This window comes from Streptomyces sp. 130 (assembly GCF_007096885.1).
GTDB lineage: Bacteria > Actinomycetota > Actinomycetes > Streptomycetales > Streptomycetaceae > Streptomyces.
In genome coordinates, this window is sequence record NZ_VJNO01000038.1 from 39522 (window position 1) to 55827 (window position 16306).

General features: G+C 72.6%; 14 protein-coding genes and 2 pseudogenes. 6 read left to right on the top strand and 10 right to left on the bottom strand.

What is annotated here, in order from left to right; translation table 11 throughout:
* Window positions 1–73: 73 nt before the first annotated feature.
* Complete coding sequence (argS, locus tag FKN01_RS26165) at window positions 74–1843, top strand: arginine--tRNA ligase (RefSeq protein ID WP_143624772.1); 1770 nt, start codon at window positions 74–76, stop codon at window positions 1841–1843.
* Between the two features lie 48 nt (window positions 1844–1891).
* On the opposite strand, the gene FKN01_RS26170 is transcribed toward argS, so the two are convergent.
* Window positions 1892–2320 (bottom strand): hypothetical protein, encoded by a 429-nt coding sequence (locus FKN01_RS26170; protein WP_143624774.1) that lies wholly within the window; start codon window positions 2318–2320, stop codon window positions 1892–1894.
* A gap of 233 nt (window positions 2321–2553) precedes the next feature.
* Between FKN01_RS26170 and FKN01_RS26175 the strand changes: the two genes are divergently transcribed.
* Window positions 2554–2925, top strand: a complete 372-nt coding sequence (locus FKN01_RS26175; protein WP_143624820.1) for an ATP-binding protein — start codon at window positions 2554–2556, stop codon at window positions 2923–2925.
* Window positions 2926–2932: 7 nt separating this feature from the next.
* Here FKN01_RS26175 and FKN01_RS26180 read toward each other — a convergent pair whose 3' ends face one another.
* On the bottom strand, window positions 2933–4159 hold the full coding sequence (locus FKN01_RS26180) for a phosphatidylserine/phosphatidylglycerophosphate/cardiolipin synthase family protein (RefSeq protein ID WP_143624776.1): 1227 nt from the start codon (window positions 4157–4159) through the stop codon (window positions 2933–2935).
* A 313-nt stretch (window positions 4160–4472) separates the two neighbouring features.
* Here FKN01_RS26180 and FKN01_RS26190 point away from each other — a divergent pair.
* Window positions 4473–4568 (top strand): annotated as a pseudogene (locus tag FKN01_RS26190) (DUF397 domain-containing protein); the annotation flags it as partial.
* 129 nt (window positions 4569–4697) lie between these two features.
* Window positions 4698–5954, top strand: coding sequence for a choice-of-anchor A family protein (locus tag FKN01_RS26195; protein ID WP_143624778.1), 1257 nt, complete (start codon window positions 4698–4700; stop codon window positions 5952–5954).
* 42 nt (window positions 5955–5996) lie between these two features.
* Here FKN01_RS26195 and FKN01_RS26200 read toward each other — a convergent pair whose 3' ends face one another.
* Window positions 5997–6968, bottom strand: a complete 972-nt coding sequence (locus FKN01_RS26200; protein ID WP_260697015.1) for a transcriptional regulator — start codon at window positions 6966–6968, stop codon at window positions 5997–5999.
* 654 nt (window positions 6969–7622) lie between these two features.
* A pseudogene (locus FKN01_RS33625) lies at window positions 7623–7817 on the bottom strand (helix-turn-helix domain-containing protein); the annotation flags it as partial.
* 334 nt (window positions 7818–8151) lie between these two features.
* Between FKN01_RS33625 and FKN01_RS26210 the strand changes: the two are divergent.
* Window positions 8152–8862 (top strand): DUF4232 domain-containing protein, encoded by a 711-nt coding sequence (locus FKN01_RS26210; protein ID WP_143624780.1) that lies wholly within the window; start codon window positions 8152–8154, stop codon window positions 8860–8862.
* On the opposite strand, the gene FKN01_RS26215 is transcribed toward FKN01_RS26210, so the two are convergent.
* Window positions 8856–9269, bottom strand: a complete 414-nt coding sequence (locus FKN01_RS26215) for a DUF3224 domain-containing protein (RefSeq protein WP_143624782.1) — start codon at window positions 9267–9269, stop codon at window positions 8856–8858. The two genes, FKN01_RS26210 and FKN01_RS26215, sit on opposite strands and share 7 nt — an antisense overlap.
* Window positions 9270–9346: 77 nt before the next feature.
* On the opposite strand from FKN01_RS26215, the gene FKN01_RS26220 reads away from it, so the two are divergent.
* A complete protein-coding gene (locus FKN01_RS26220) occupies window positions 9347–10156 on the top strand; it encodes a HEAT repeat domain-containing protein (protein ID WP_185992992.1) in 810 nt (269 codons plus the stop codon).
* 77 nt (window positions 10157–10233) lie between these two features.
* On the opposite strand, the gene hemB is transcribed toward FKN01_RS26220, so the two are convergent.
* The 5 genes from hemB to FKN01_RS26245 all read right to left on the bottom strand — a co-directional run bounded on the left by hemB (window position 10234) and on the right by FKN01_RS26245 (window position 16134).
* The gene (hemB, locus tag FKN01_RS26225; RefSeq protein WP_143624783.1) at window positions 10234–11229 is read right to left on the bottom strand and encodes a porphobilinogen synthase; all 996 of its coding nucleotides are present in this window, start codon (window positions 11227–11229) and stop codon (window positions 10234–10236) included.
* 123 nt (window positions 11230–11352) lie between these two features.
* Entirely contained in the window at window positions 11353–13020 is a 1668-nt protein-coding gene (locus FKN01_RS26230) for a uroporphyrinogen-III synthase (protein ID WP_143624785.1), read from the bottom strand.
* Window positions 13017–13979: a hydroxymethylbilane synthase gene (gene hemC, locus FKN01_RS26235; RefSeq protein ID WP_143624787.1), complete on the bottom strand. Its 963-nt coding sequence runs from the start codon at window positions 13977–13979 to the stop codon at window positions 13017–13019. Before hemC ends, FKN01_RS26230 begins: the two co-directional genes overlap by 4 nt.
* Complete coding sequence (locus tag FKN01_RS26240) at window positions 13976–15370, bottom strand: glutamyl-tRNA reductase (RefSeq protein WP_143624789.1); 1395 nt, start codon at window positions 15368–15370, stop codon at window positions 13976–13978. The genes hemC and FKN01_RS26240 overlap by 4 nt, the downstream gene beginning before the upstream one ends.
* Entirely contained in the window at window positions 15367–16134 is a 768-nt protein-coding gene (locus FKN01_RS26245) for a redox-sensing transcriptional repressor Rex (protein ID WP_143624791.1), read from the bottom strand. The genes FKN01_RS26240 and FKN01_RS26245 overlap by 4 nt, the downstream gene beginning before the upstream one ends.
* Between the last annotated feature and the right edge of the window lie 172 nt (window positions 16135–16306).

Here is a 16306-nt window from a genome sequence, read left to right on the forward strand (position 1 = left end):
ACACGAAAACGGCTTTACGCCCCGTGGAATACTGGACTGATCCTTTGTCCTCTACCGAAACGGCAGCCGGCTCATGGCCTCGGTCACTTCCCTCGCTTCCACGCTCCAGCAGCAGCTGGCGGACGCCCTGACGGCAGCGCTGCCGGAAGCCGGCACCGCCGATCCGCTGCTGCGCCGAAGCGACCGGGCCGACTTCCAGGCCAACGGCATCCTGGCGCTCGCCAAGAAGCTCAAGGGCAATCCGCGCGAGCTGGCCGCCAAGGTCACCGGCGCGCTCCCGGCCTCGGAGCTGATCAAGGACGTCGAGGTCTCCGGCCCCGGCTTCCTGAACGTCACGCTGACCGACCGGGCGATCACCGGGACGCTGGCCGCGCGCGCTGCGGACGGCGACCGGCTGGGCGTCCCGGCGAACGGCGCGGCGGGCACCACGGTCGTGGACTACGCGCAGCCCAACGTGGCCAAGGAGATGCACGTCGGCCACCTGCGGTCCGCGGTGATCGGTGACGCGATGGTGCGGATTCTGGAGTTCACCGGCGAGACCGTGGTCCGGCGCCACCACATCGGCGACTGGGGCACGCAGTTCGGCATGCTCATCCAGTACCTCGTGGAGCACCCGCACGAGCTGGACCACGAGGGCGGCAAGGAGGACGGCGAGGCCGCGATGTCCTCGCTGAACCGGCTCTACAAGGCGTCGCGGGCCCTGTTCGACTCGGACGAGGAGTTCAAGGCGCGCTCCCGGGACCGGGTGGTCGCGCTCCAGGCGGGCGACGCGGAGACGCTGGCCATGTGGCAGCGGTTCGTGGACGAGTCGAAGATCTACTTCTACTCGGTCTTCGACAAGCTGGACATGGAGATCTCCGACCCCGACATCGTCGGCGAGTCCGGTTACAACGACATGCTGGAGGAGACCTGCCGCATCCTGGAGGAGACGGGTGTCGCCGTCCGCTCCGAGGGTGCGCTGTGCGTCTTCTTCGACGACGTGCTGGGCCCCGACGGCAACAAGGTCCCGCTGATCGTCAAGAAGACGAACGGCGGTTACGGCTACGCGGCGACCGACCTCTCCGCGATCCGCGACCGGGTGCAGGGCCTCAAGGCGGACACCCTGCTGTACGTGGTGGACGCGCGGCAGTCGCTGCACTTCAAGATGGTCTTCGAGACGGCCCGCCGGGCGGGCTGGCTGAACGACGACGTGAAGGCGCACCAGCTGGCGTTCGGCACGGTGCTCGGCAAGGACGGCAAGCCGTTCAAGACCCGTGAGGGCGTCACGGTCCGGCTGGAGGACCTGCTGGACGAGGCCGTCGAGCGGGCGACCGCCGTGGTCCGGGAGAAGGCCGAGAAGGTGGGCCTGTCCGAGCAGGAGATCGTGGAGAACGGCCGGTACGTCGGCGTGGGCGCCGTGAAGTACGCGGACCTGTCGACCTCCGCCGTGCGGGACTACAAGTTCGACCTGGACCAGATGGTGTCGCTGAACGGCGACACGTCGGTGTACCTCCAGTACGCGTACGCGCGCATCCAGTCGATCCTGCGCAAGGCGGGCGACGCGAAGCCGGTGGCGCACCCGGAGCTGGAGCTGGCCCCGGCGGAGCGGACGCTGGGCCTGCACCTGGACCAGTTCGGCGAGGTGCTGGCCGAGGTGGCCGCGCAGTACGAGCCGCACAAGCTGGCCGCGTACCTCTACCAGCTCGCGTCGCTCTACACGACGTTCTACGACCAGTGCCACGTGCTGAGCGAGGACAATCCGGCCGAGGTGGTCGAGAACCGGCTGTTCCTCTGCGACCTCACCGCGCGCACCCTGCACCGGGGCATGGCGCTGCTCGGCATCCGGACGCCCGAGCGGCTCTGAGGAGCGGCTCGGTCACGGGGCGGGGCCCGGCGGCCCCGCCCCACCCTTCTATTCGGGGCGCCCCAGCGTCCATCCCGAGACGTCGGACAGCCGGCCGCGCCACAGCGGCAGCCGCAGCGGGGTGGCGCCGCCGCAGACGAGGGTGGCGTCCCGCAGGTGAATCCACCGGGGCAGGAGGGGGATGTCCTCCTCCGCCCGCGCCTCCTTGACCCCCTGGTCCACCGTCTCGGGGAACTCCGCCAGGAGGTTCGCCCCCTCACCCTCCACCTGGCGCAGGCTGCGCGCCCATTCGGCCTTCCACGCCTCGTGGCCGATCACCTCGCCGTGCAGGACCCCGGCGGGTACGGCCAGTGTCAGCGGCAGGCCGGAGCGGGGCTCGCGGTCGAGCAGCCGGAGCAGCATCTGCAGCTGCAGGTCGGGCACCGGGTGGGTGACCAGCGCGGGTGCGTCCCGGACGGGGTCGGCGGAGTCGGTCATCTGCTGTTCCCTTCGGCCACGGCCTTGTTCCGGTGCCCTGGCGGGCCGGAAATTTCCCTGCCCCGTCTTCCCGCGATCCGGCGTGTTCAGTCCCCTGCCCCCGTACGGGAAGAAAGCCGGATACGCCTGGAAGCCGAGGGAAGAAGAAGAATTCAGACCGTTCGACGATCATTTCTCCGGGGGAGAAGATGACTGACCTCGACTCAGCGACGGTGTCTCCCTCGCCGCACGCGATGACCGTGACCGAGCCACCGCCGTCCAAGGCGGCCGACGCGCGGGCGGCGGCCAAGGCGTTCGTGGCGACACTCGACCCACGGCCGGCGGCGACGACCCTTCAGGACCTGCTGCTGCTGGTGTCCGAACTGGTGACGAACGCGATCCGGCACGCGGGCGCGGTGACCGCGCTGGCCTTCGGGGCGGACGCGGACACGCTGTACGTGCAGGTCGCCGACCCCAGTCCGGACCGGCCCCAGCAGCGCACCCCCGACCTTCGCGGGGGCACGGGGGGCTTCGGCTGGCCCCTGGTGCTGAGGCTGTCCAAGAAGACCGACATCCGCGACCACCCGCCGCAGGGCAAGGTCATCCTCGTCGCGATGGCGCGCTGACGCCGGCTCACAGGAAGCGGCGCAGCGGTCGTACCGACGTCTCGCGGAGCCGCTGCGCGAGGGACCTGCGCCGCCACCTCCGGCCCTCGATGCGCTCGCTCACCGCCAGGTCCTCCGAGAAGTGGCCGTCGAGCGTCGCGGTGAGTTCCCGGTCCAGGACCGCCAGCATGACCTCCTCGTCGTGGTCGAGGGAGCGGCGGTTGATGTTCGTGGAGCCGATGAGCGCGGCGACCCGGTCGACGGTGACGACCTTGGCGTGCATCATCGTCGGCCGGTACTGGTAGATCTTCACACCGCACGCCGTCAGCCGCTCGTAGTACAGCTGCCCGGCGAGCTGGCAGACCCGCTTGTCGGTGTGCGGGCCCGGCAGCAGGATCTCGACCTCGACCCCGCGCCGCGCCGCCGCGCACATCAGCTCCACGAAGAAGGCGTCCGGGGCGAAGTAGGCCGTGGCGATCCTGACGCGTTCCTCGGCGGTCTCCAGGACGACCCGGAGCAGGGTCTGCATGTCCTGCCAGCCCATGCTGGCCGAGCCGCGCACCACCTGGACGACGGCGTCGCCCCGCGGCGGGATGTTCCGGAACCGGTCGCGCGCGTCGAAGAGTTCGTCGTGGCACTCGGCCCAGTTCTGCGCGAAGGCCGCGGCGAGCCCGTCGACGGCCGGGCCCCGTACGCGGACGTGGGTGTCGCGCCACTCGTTCTCGTTCCGCGCGTCGCCGCACCACTCCTCGGCTATCCCGACGCCTCCGGTGAAGGCGGTCTCCTCGTCCACCACGAGGACCTTGCGGTGGCAGCGGTGGTTCTGCTTCAGGGGCGACAGGTAGAGCGGCTTGCGGAACCACGCGACCTGGACGCCCGCGTCCTCCATGGCCCGCAGCTGGTCCTTCTCTATGAGCCTGCTGCCGAACCCGTCGAGCAGCAGCCGTACGCGGACCCCGGCGCGGGCGCGCTCGGCCAGCGTGACGGCGAACTCCCGCGCGATGTCGCCGCGCCAGTAGACGAACGTCATCATGTCCACGGTGTGCTCGGCGGCGCGGATGCCGGCCAGCATCGCGGCGAAGATCGCGTCGCCGTTCCGCAGCGGGACCAGCTCGTTCCCCTCGGTCGCGGCGATCCCGATGAGCCGTTCCAGCCGCCGTCTGAGCCGGTGGGCGCGCTCCACGAGGACCGCGTCCGCGTGGGTCACGGGGTCCGCGGTCCGCAGTTCCGGTCTGTCGTCGGTGCCGCTGGTCATGTCGTCGCTCCTCGGAGGGTGTGCGGTCGCTCGGGGCAGAGACCGTCTTCCCCGCGACGGGGGCGATATGGCGGACATCGCGCACAGTGAGCACCCGTACACACAGCTTGTACGGGTCGGGCAGGCGTGAAGCGGGTGCCCGGGTGGGGGGAGTGGGCACCGTATGCGAAGCAAGAGCCGTCGGCGCAAGGACGCGTCGATCATGAAGATGACGGGCGCCCTGGTCACCCATTTCCGCCGCATGGCCGGCCTGACCCAGCATCAACTGGCGGACGCGGCGGTCGTACAGCATAGACAGTCTGCTGGGAGAGCAGTGAGCACTGCACTTACGTGGTTCAAGTCCAGCTACAGCGGGAGCGAGGGCGGCGCGTGCGTCGAAGTCGCCGCGCACACCTCTACCGTGCACGTGGGGCGCTGAACTCCGTAACCAATGGGGGCCGATGCCCCCATTGGTCTTGACCAATTTCCCCAAGTATGAGAATCATGGCCGGAGTCGCCACAGAACCTTCATAACCGCTCCGCAGGAGACCCACGCACCATGCGCATACCGACCTCCGCCGCCCTCGCGGCGCTCGGCGGTGCCCTCATTCTCGGGCTCACCGTCGCTCCGGCCGCCCAGGCCGCTCCCGCCTCGGCGGACTGCACCACCGACGCCTTCGGGATCGCCGGGAAGTACGGCGAGTTCGTCCTCGGGGACGACGTCCACTCCCCCGACGCGGAAGGCGCCGTGGCGGTCGGCGGGAACGCCGACTTCAAGGGCGGGTTCAGCGTAGGGAACGAGCTGACGGCGGCCCAGGTGGACGCGCTGCCGGGCCGGGCGTCGCTCGTCGTCCGGGGCAACCTGGAGAACGGCGGTTCGGCCACCGTCGTGATGAAGGGCAACGCCGTCGTCGGCGGCACGGTCAAGGACCGCCCCGTGGATCTGCACAACGGCACCTTCAGCAAGAAGGCCGATCTGATCGACTTCGACGGCGAGTTCGCGAAGCTCCGGTCGTACTCGGACGCGCTGGCCAAGGAGACGGCGACCTCCGGCGCCACCGTGAGCCTGGACGGCAACCGGCTGACGCTGACCGGCACGGACACCGGCCGGAACGTGTTCTCGGTCGAGGCGTCGCAGCTGGAGAAGGCGAAGGAGGTCTTCGTCAAGGTTCCGGCCGGGGCGACGACCATCGTCAACGTCACCGGCCAGACGTACGACATGGCGACGGCCGGCACGACGGGCTTCTTCCTGTCGGGCGGTCAGGACTTCGTCCTGGACGACAAGACGCAGAGCGCGCAGGACGGCGCGATCCGCGCCAAGCTGCTGTGGAACTTCCCGAACGCCACGAAGATCGTCAAGAACAGCCAGGCCGCCTGGCCGGGCAGCGTGCTCGCCCCGTACGCGCACCTGGAGCTCGGCAACGCCGCCCCGGTCAACGGCTCGGTGTGGGTGGCCTCGCTGCACGGCTCGGGCGGCGCGGAGACGCATCACTTCCCGTTCACCGGCTGCCTGCCCGAGGTGCCCGGCACCCCGAAGCCCGGTACGACGCCGAGCGGCACGCCCTCCACGACGCCCCCGGCGTCCCCCACCCCGTCGGCCTCGGTGCCGCCGTCCGGCAGCGCGACGCCGCCCGCCACCCCGTCGGGCACCACGACCCCGGGCGCCCCGGCCCCGTCCGCCAGCCCCTCTCAGCCCGAGGGCGACCTGGCGACGACCGGTAGCAGCAACATGGTCCCGATCACCGTCGGAGGCGCCGTGGTCGTCGCCGCCGGTGCGGGTCTCGTGGTGATGGCCCGCCGCCGCAAGCGCGCCTGATCCGTTTGAGCGGCACGCGGCCCGGGAAGGGCGGCGTGCCGCTCAGCGCTTTTCCCAGACCGAGGTGTCGTAGCGGTAGTAGTACTCCGGGCGCCCGGCGATGCTGCTCGTACGGAACGGCTTGCCGCCGTCGTCCACGCGCAGGGTGCCCGTACGGCCGCCGCTGGACCAGTCCAGCTCCAGGTACCAGCTGACGTCGTGGCCCTCCACGTGCGCGTCCAGGTCGAAGACCTCCACATCGCTGGACGACACCCGGAACGGGAAGTCCTTCGCGGGCACGGTCTCGTCGCCCTGCTGCCCGGCGACCGGCTTGAGCGCCGGGCGGCTGTCGTCCAGGTCCACGTCGAAGGACTGGGGCTCGATGCCGCTGCCGCAACCGTCGCCCATCGAGAACGCCGACTGCCGCAGGGGCGCCCGCTGGCTCAGCACCTTCACCCGGAGCCCGGTCAGGACGACGGCCTGCGCGGAGGTGCCCTGCACGGTCAGCTCCAGCTTCATGGAGCCGCCGTCCACCCCGCCGAGCGCCCGCGCCCAGCCCCGGGTGCTGTTGGGCGACGGCGGGGGCGGCACGGTCGCCGGGTCCTGGCCCAGCAGATAGAACTGCCCGCACGGCTCCTCCCAGTTGTACGAACTGATGGTCACCGTGGGCGGTCGCCCGGTCGCGCCTTCGGGCGCGCCGGTGGTGCGCGAGGCGGACGGCGACGTGCGTGCGGTGGGACTGGCCGAACCGGTGGTCGCGGAGGCGCTGGGCCGCTTCGACGCGCTGACCGAGGGCGAGGGGCTGTACGGGGACGGGGAGACGGCGTCCGCGGCCTTCCCCGCCGTCGTGGCGCTCACACCCGGGGCGCCCCCGGCCACCTCGGAACCGGTCTGCTTGAGCTGACCGATGACGACGGCGGTGGGCACGGTGAGCGCGACGACGGCCGCGGCGGCGAGGAGGACGCGCGTACGAGCGGAGGCCCGGCGCCAACGGGAGGGGGCGGGCCCCTCTTCCCGCACGGGCCCGGAACCCACGGGCTCGTGCGCCACGGCCCCGGGCCCAGCGGCCTCCGACGCTACGGACCCGGGGGCTACGGGCCCGGGGGCTACGGGCCCGGGGGCTACGGGCCCGGGCCCAGCGGCCCTGGGCTCCACGGCCTCCGACGCCACGGACCCCGGCCCACCGGCCACGGGGGCCACGGCCCCGAGCCCAGCAGCCCCAGGCTCCACGCCCTCCGACGTTACGGCCCCCGGCCCACCGGCCCCGGGCTCCACGCCCTCCGGCGCTACACCCCCGGGCTCAACGGACCCGGGCTCAGCGCCCCCGGACTTGACAGCCTCCGGCCCACCCGCCCCGGGGGCTACGGCCCCGGGCTCAGCGGCCCCGGACTCGACAGCCTCCGGCCCACCGGCCCCGGGCTTCACGGCCTCCGGGGCTACGGCCCCGCGCTCAGCGGACCCGGGGGCTACGGCCCCAGGCCCAGCAGCCCCGGGGGCCACGGACCCGGGGGCTACGGCCCCCGGCCCACCGGCCCCGGGCTCCACGCCCTCCGGCGCTACACCCCCGGGCTCGACGGGCGCAGCCCGCACCGGCTTTGCGGCTTCCACCGGAGCAGACGCTTCCGCCTTCGCCCGCCTCCGTGCCGCGTCCGCGATGATCCACCGGCGGTGGATCTCCACCAGCTCGTCGGCGGTCGCCCCGCAGAGGCGCCCGAACCGCTCCACGGGCGCGAACTCGCCCGGGACGGCGTCCCCGTTGCAGTACCGGTGGAGTGTCGACGTACTGACGTGCAGCCGGCCCGCGAGCACCCCGTAGCTGCGCCCCGAACGGTCCTTCAGTTTCTTCAGCAGAGCCGCTAGTTCCTCGGCCTCCGGCGTCGCCACGACGGCGTTCCCCCTCCTGGTCCGTCCCGGAACACCGTTCCAGGGACGTGGAATCTGCCCAGGTCACAGTACGCGCAGGCATTCCAGCATCCCCAATGGTGTGTCGGGCGTTGCGGCCGGAATCCGTCGTGCCACAAGCTCGGACCACACCGCAACGACCACGGGGGCCGACCAGTGCGAACCCTCTTCCGCGTCGAGCTGGCCGATGCGCTGGCGATCGGGGTGGTGATCGTGACGACCGCGATCGTCCTGCTCCTGATCTGCCGCAACTGACCACACCGGCACGACCGAACACCCTTCACCACGAACTCACACACCTACGGGGAGTACCACCATGCGCAGCAACCGCATCCGCACCACCGTCCTCGCGGCGACCGCCGTCCTCGCCGCCCTCTCGCTCACGGCGTGCGGCGGGGAGGACGGCACCGACGCGAAGAAGCCGGCGGCGTCCGTCCAGGCCACGGGCGACGCGGCGTCGGCGGCGCCGGAGAAGGACTCGACGGAGGCCACGGACACCGAACCGGCCGCCGACACCACCGAGCCCGCCGCGAAGCCCGCCGACAAGCCCGCGGAGTCCGCCGCGAAGCCCGCGTCCAAGCCGCAGCCCGAGCCGAAGCCGAAGTCCGCGGTCGCCTGCACCGGCGCGAACACGAAGGTGACCGTCAGCAAGGTGAGCCGCCCGATCAACCACCTGCTGCTCACGGCGACCAACACGGGCGACCGCCCCTGCTACGCGTACCACGCGCCGATGCTCCGCTTCGACGGCGCGCAGGCGGTGTTCCAGGTCCTCGGGTCCAGCAAGCCGCAGGCCGTGGTGACGCTCGCGCCGGGTCAGTCGGCCTACGCCGCCATCGGCCTGACGGGCGAGCCGAACGGCCAGGAGCCCCACGAGAGCAAGCGCCTCGGCGTCACCTTCGCCGACGGCGACAACGGGCCGCTCAACGGCTCCGCGACCGAACTGGCGCTGCCCGCCGGCACCTACTGGGACGACAACGGCTTCGTCACCTACTGGCAGAGCGAGATGGACCAGGCGCTCGCCTACTGACCGCCCAGCTCGAAGTCGAACCAGATCCGATGCGTGCCGTCCTCGTCGACGGCGAGCCCGCCGCCCCCGCTGATCCCGGCGAGGGCGGCGGTCCCGCTCCCCGGCACGACCGAGAAGAACTCGTCGGCCCGGTCGCTGCCGCTGGTGGCGGCCGAGTGCACGAAGTTGAACGTCCCCTCGTGCCCGGCGATCGCCCCCTCGAAGGACTCCATGGCGACGTACGTACCGACCCCGGACTCCTGGTCGAAGGCGGCGGTGAACAGCGTCGTGGACCGCCCCGCCACCTCCCCCTCGAACGTCTTCACGATCGTCGCCACCCCGACGGGCAGCGCGGTGACGACCTCGGGCTCGGGCTTCAGCTCGGAGGGGACGAAGGAGTTGACGGTGAAGGTTCCGGAAGCTCTCATGCGCCCGATCGTAGGGGCCTGGTACGACAGTTGAGGGGCGCGAACCCCGCGAACCCCAGGCGCCTACGATCGGGCCCATGGCCATGTTCGTCCACCTGACGCCCGCCGCGAACGCGGCCCGCATCCGCGGTTCCGGCATACGGGCCGCCAGCCGCGACGGCGACGGCGCCAGGGGCGTGTTCTGCTTCCCGGTCCTGCCCTCGTACACCCTGACCCACCAGTGGCTGCGCGAACTCGCCCGGCACGGCGGCCCGCGCGGACTGGTCGCCGTCCACCTGCGGCTGCCCGACTCCGAGCCCGTCACGGTCGGCCACTACTCCAACCGCCCGGGCCGGGCCCACACCGCCGTGACCGCGAGCGAGGCGGTGCGCAGGACCGCCGCGCTGGAGGACCCGCGCGGCTGGGAGGTGTTCGTGCCCAGGGCCGTCACCCGCGCCGAGATCCACCGCGTCCGGGCCGTCCGCCAGGTGACCGGCTGGCGCTACTTCCCGGACTCCAACGGCAGGGAGCCCTGCACCTGCTCCGGCTGCCGGGTGCGCGGCGAGTACGGCTCGCAACGGCTGCGCCGGAGGCGGCCCCACCCCATCGACGGCCCGGCCCCCGCGACACCCGTCCTGCTCCGGAGGATCGCCGAGGCGGGCGACCCGGGCGACCCCGCCGAGCTGCGCGCCGCCCTCCACTGGCTCGGCATGCGCCGCCGGGGCCCGCTGGCGCGGATCGCCCACCTCGCGGACCACCCCGACCCCACGGTCCGCGCGGCCCTGGCCGAGGCGGTGGGCCCCTGGCGGACCCCCGGCACCGAGCCCCTGCTGCGCCGCCTGGCACAGGACCCGCACGAGGACGTACGCGAGGCGGTCGCCTTCACGGACCGGCTGGGCGACGGCTGAGGGCTGCCCCGCAAAACCTCGCGGGACAGCCCTCGGACACGTCATGGGCCCGGTGGCCCGGGCCCCTCAGGCCCCCGTCAGCCCCGCAGCCGCTGTGCGACCTCCGTCGCCCAGTACGTCAGGATCAGCTGGGCGCCCGCGCGGCGGATGCCCGTCAGGCTCTCCAGGATCGCGGCGTCGCGGTCGATCCAGCCCTTCTCGGCGGCGGCCTCGATCATCGCGTACTCGCCGCTGATCTGGTACGCGGCGACCGGCACGTCCGACGCCTCCGCGACCTTGGCCAGGATGTCCAGGTAGGGGCCCGCCGGCTTGACCATGACCATGTCCGCGCCCTCTTCGAGGTCGAGCGCCAGCTCGCGCAGGGACTCGCGGACGTTGGCCGGGTCCTGCTGGTAGGTCTTGCGGTCGCCCTGGAGCGAGGAGCCGACGGCCTCGCGGAACGGGCCGTAGAACGCGGAGGAGTACTTCACGGTGTACGCGAGGACCGAGACGTCCTCGTGGCCCGTCTGGTCGAGCGCGTCGCGGATGACGCCGACCTGGCCGTCCATCATGCCGCTGGGGCCGACCACATGGGCGCCCGCGTCGGCCTGGACCTGGGCCATCTCCGCGTACCGCTCCAGGGTCGCGTCGTTGTCGACGCGGCCGTCCGCGGTCAGCACGCCGCAGTGGCCGTGGTCGGTGAACTCGTCCAGGCACAGGTCCGACATGACGATGAGATCGTCGCCCACCTCCTCCCGCACCGCGCGCAGCGCGACCTGGAGGATGCCGTCCGGGTCGGTGCCCGCCGTGCCCCGGCCGTCCTTCTTCTCGTCCAGCGGGACGCCGAAGAGCATGATCCCCGAGACCCCGGCCGAGACCGCGTCGACGGCCGCCTTGCGCAGGGTGTCCAGGGTGTGCTGCTGCACGCCGGGCATGGCCGAGACCGCGACCGGGGCGTCGATGCCCTCGCGGACGAACGCGGGCAGGATCAGGTTGGCCGGATCGAGCCGTGTCTCGGCGACCATCCGCCGCATCGCGGGGGTCGTCCGCAGCCGACGGGGCCGCGAGCCGGGGAAGTTTCCGTAGACAGTCATCCTTCGAGCGTAGACCCGCGCGGACCGGGCTCTTACCGACACCGGTGCCGGGAAAGCGACCGGAAACGCGGCGGGCCCGCCCGCCTCACGAAGAGACGGACGGGCCCCGCGCACCGCCCGGGATCAGGTCGTCGTACGCCGCCTGCGCGCGCCCGGACGCCGCTCGCTGGGCCGGGTCACCGGGTCACCGGCCTCCCGCGCCGCGTCCCGGCGCCGCGCGCCGAACTCCGCCAGCGCCTCGGCCAGCTTGTGCACCGAGGGCTCCGGCGACAGGACGTCCACGCGCAGCCCGTGCTCCTCGGCGGTCTTCGCCGTGGCGGGGCCGATGCAGGCGATGACCGTCACGTTGTGCGGCTTGCCCGCGATGCCGACCAGGTTGCGCACGGTCGAGGACGAGGTGAAGAGCACCGCGTCGAAACCGCCGCCCTTGATCGCCTCGCGGGTCTCGGCCGGCGGCGGCGAGGCGCGGACCGTGCGGTACGCGGTGACGTCGTCCACCTCCCAGCCGAGCTCGATCAGCCCGGCCACCAGGGTCTCGGTGGCGATGTCGGCGCGCGGCAGGAAGACGCGGTCGATCGGGTCGAAGACCGGGTCGTAAGGCGGCCAGTCCTCGAGCAGCCCGGCGGCGGACTGCTCGCCCGAGGGCACCAGGTCCGGCTTCACACCGAAGTCGATCAGCGCGGCGGCGGTCTGCTCGCCGACCGCGGCGACCTTGATCCCCGCGAAGGCCCGGGCGTCGAGCCCGTACTCCTCGAACTTCTCCCGGACGGCCTTCACGGCGTTGACGCTGGTGAAGGCGATCCACTCGTACCGGCCGGTGACCAGGCCCTTGACCGCGCGCTCCATCTGCTGGGGCGTACGCGGCGGCTCGACGGCGATCGTCGGCACCTCGTGCGGCACGGCGCCGTAGGACCGCAGCTGGTCGGAGAGCGAGGCCGCCTGCTCCTTCGTACGGGGCACGAGGACCTTCCAGCCGAACATCGGCTTGGACTCGAACCACGCGAGCTGGTCGCGCTGGGCGGCGGAGCTGCGCTCCCCGACCACGGCTATGACCGGCTGGTGCCCCTCCGGCGAGGGGAGGATCTTGCCCTGCTTGAAGACCTGGGCGATCGTCCCGAGGGTCGCCGTCCAGGTGCGCTGGCGCGTCGTCGTGCCGCCGGCCGTCACGGTCAGCGGGGTGTCGGGCTTGCGGCCCGCCGCGACCAGCTCACCGGCGGCGGCGGCCACCGCGTCGAGCGACGTCGAGATGACGCACGTGGCGTCGCTCGCGCCGACCTCGCTCCAGCAGCGGTCGGTGGCCGTACGGGCGTCGACGAACCGGACGTCCGCGCCCTGCGCGTCCCGCAGCGGCACCCCGGCGTACGCGGGCACCCCGACGGCGTTCGCGACGCCCGGGACGACCTCGAAGGGGACGCCGGCGGAGGCGCAGGCCAGCATCTCGGCGGCAGCGTTCCCGTCCAGGCCGGGGTCCCCGGCGACGGCACGGACGACCCGCCTGCCGCCCTTCGCGGCCTCCATGACAAGATTGGCGGCATCCCTGAGAACGGGCACGCCGGCGGGTGCTGACTGCGCGTCAACAACCGCCAGCTCAGGGGTGCTTACCCCTGCCCGCGCATGGCAGCGGACGACGCCGAGAACATCCGGCTCGGCGACGAGGACGTCCGCGCTCGCGAGCGCCTCGACGGCGCGCAGGGTCAGCAGTCCCGGGTCGCCGGGACCGGCGCCGAGGAAGGTGACGTGCCCTGCGGAGTGGACCGGGAAATCGGATGCGGCGGGGCCGGTGGGGCTCAAAGTGCTCGCTCCCCCATAAGACCGGCCGCACCCTTGGCGAGCATGTCGGCCGCGAGTTCGCGACCGATCGCCGCCGCGTCGTCGTGCGACGTGGGAACGGGACCGGTGGTGGACATCTGCACCAGCGAGGCACCGTCGGTGGAACCGACGACACCGCGCAGGCGCAGTTCGTTGACAGCCTGACCGTCGGCCAGGAGGTCGGCCAGCGCACCCACGGGTGCGGAGCAGCCGGCCTCCAGGGCGGCGAGCAGGGCACGCTCGGCGGTCACGGCGGCCCGGGTGTACGGGTCGTCGAGCTCGGCGAGCGCGGCGGCGAGGTCGGCGCTGCTCGCAGCGCACTCGATCGCCAGTGCTCCCTGGCCGGGAGCGGGCAGCACGGTGTCGACCGACAGGAAGTCGGTCACCTCACCGCTGCGGCCCAGACGGCTGAGCCCGGCCGCGGCGAGAACCACCGCGTCCAGTTCGCCGTCGCGTACGAACCCGATCCGGGTGTCGACGTTGCCGCGGATCGGCACGGTCTCGATGTCGAGGCCGTGGCTCCGGGCGTACGCGTTGAGCTGGGCCATGCGGCGCGGGGAGCCGGTGCCGACGCGGGCGCCGGACGGCAGCTCCGCGAAGGTCAGCCCGTCCCGGGCGACCAGCGCGTCGCGCGGGTCCTCGCGCACCGGCACGGCGGCCAGCACCAGGCCCTCGGGCTGCGCGGTCGGCAGGTCCTTGAGCGAGTGGACGGCGAAGTCCACCTCGCCGCGCAGCAGCGCCTCGCGCAGCGCGGCGACGAACACGCCGGTCCCGCCGATCTGCGCCAGGTGCTCCCGGGAGGTGTCCCCGTACGTGGTGATCTCCACGAGTTCGACGGCGCGCCCGGTCACCTCGCTGACCGCATCGGCGACGTGGCCGGACTGGGCCATGGCGAGCTTGCTGCGCCGGGTGCCCAGTCGCAGGGGTGAGTTGTCGGTCATGACCGCCCTCGATTCGGGTCGTTCAGGTCTGCCCGGGAGACGGCGGCGACCGTCTGCGGGTCGAGGTCGAAGAGTTCACGCAGCGCGTCCGCGTACCCGGCGCCGCCGGGTTCGCTGGCGAGCTGTTTGACCCGCACGGTGGGCGCGTGCAGGAGCTTGTCGACCACGCGGCGCACGGTCTGCGTGATCTCGGCGCGCTGCTTCTCGTCCAGGTCGGGGAGGCGCCCGTCGAGCCGGGCGATCTCGTCCGCGACCACGCCGGCGGCCATCGTGCGCAGGGCGACGACGGTCGGGGTGATGTGGGCGGCGCGCTGGGCGGCCCCGAAGGCGGCGACCTCGTCGGCGACGATGGTGCGCACCTGGTCCACATCGGCGGCCATCGGGGCGTCGGCCGACGCCTCCGCGAGCGACTCGATGTCGACGAGGCGCACACCGTCGAGGCGGCCGGCCGCCGCGTCGATGTCGCGCGGCATGGCGAGGTCCAGCAGCGCCAGGCGGTCGGGTCCGGTGGACTGCGCCGGGATGAGGCCGCTCGCCGGGTCGGGCACGTGGCCGAGGCCGAGCGCCCCGGCGACGGCCTCGGCGGTGAGCACGAGCCCGGTGGCGCCGGTGCAGGAGACGGCGATGTCGGCACGTGTCAGCTCGGCGTCGACGTCGGTCATCTCCACGGCCCGGGCGCGCACCCCCGTACCGCCGGGCTGGTTCAGGATCTCGACCAGGCGGTCGGCGCGGGCCCGGGTGCGGTTGGCGACGGCGATCTCGGCGACGCCGGAGCGGGCCAGGGTCGCGGCGGCCAGCGAGGACATGGAGCCGGCGCCGATGACCAGGGCGCGCTTGCCCTTGGTCCAGGCGGCGGTGTCGGGGCCGCCGGCGAGCTGTTCCAGGCCGAAGGTGACGAGCGACTGCCCGGCCCGGTCGATCCCGGTCTCGCTGTGGGCGCGCTTGCCGACCCGGAGGGCCTGCTGGAAGAGGTCGTTGAGCAGCCGGCCCGCGGTGTGCAGCTCCTGGCCGAGGGCGAGCGCGTCCTTGATCTGGCCGAGGATCTGGCCCTCGCCGACGACCATGGAGTCGAGCCCGCAGGCCACCGAGAACAGGTGGTGGACGGCCCGGTCCTCGTAGTGCACGTAGAGATACGGGGTCAGCTCGTCGAGCCCGACGCCGCTGTGCTGGGCGAGGAGCGTGGACAGCTCGGCGACGCCCGCGTGGAACTTGTCCACGTCGGCGTACAGCTCGATGCGGTTGCAGGTGGCGAGGACGGCGGCCTCGGCGGCGGGCTCGGCGGCCAGGGTGTCCTGGAGCAGCTTGGCCCGGGTGTCGGCGGCCAGCGAGGCGCGCTCCAGCACGGAGACGGGGGCGCTGCGGTGGCTCAGACCCACGAGGAGCAGGCTCATGCCGGCATCACGGCGGGCATGTCCCCGTCGGGTCCCTTCCGGCCGGTGGTGGTGGCGCGCACGGGCGGCGCGGCCGGGTCGGGCGCGGTGTCGACGCCGTCCTCACCGGCCTTGCGCTGCTCGTGGAACGCGAGGATCTGGAGCTCGATGGAGAGGTCCACCTTGCGCACGTCGACGCCCTCGGGCACCGAGAGGACGGTCGGCGCGAAGTTCAGGATCGAGGTGACCCCGGCGGCCACGAGCCGGTCGCACACCTGCTGGGCGGCGCCGGGCGGGGTGGTGATCACGCCGATGGAGACGCCGTTCTCGCTGATGATGCGGTCGAGGTCGTCGGCGTGCTGGACGGGGATGCCCGCGACGGGCGTACCGGCCATCGCAGGGTCGGCGTCGATGAGCGCGGCGACGCGGAAGCCCCGGGAGGCGAAGCCGCCGTAGTTGGCGAGGGCCGCGCCGAGGTTTCCGATGCCGACGATGGCGACCGGCCAGTCCTGGGTGAGGCCGAGCTCGCGCGAGATCTGGTAGACGAGGTACTCGACGTCGTAGCCGACGCCGCGCGTCCCGTACGAGCCGAGGTAGCTGAAGTCCTTGCGCAGCTTCGCGGAGTTGACCCCCGCCGCCGCGGCGAGCTCCTCGGAGGAGACCGTGGGGACCGAGCGCTCGGAGAGCGCGGTCAGCGCGCGGAGATACAGCGGAAGTCGGGCGACGGTGGCCTCGGGAATTCCTCGGCTACGGGTCGCCGGTCGGTGATTTCGGCCAGTTGCCACGGTGCTCCTGCGGGATGAGCGGGGCTGCAGGCGGCCGTATGTCCCAAGACCGCCCCGTCGAATGCAGGCTATGTCTTTGTGAACGCGTGCACAAAGATTGTGTCCGGTTTGTCCGGTCAACGTGACCGGGGTCACGCACATCCGTCGCGCGATCCAGGAACCATGGATCGCA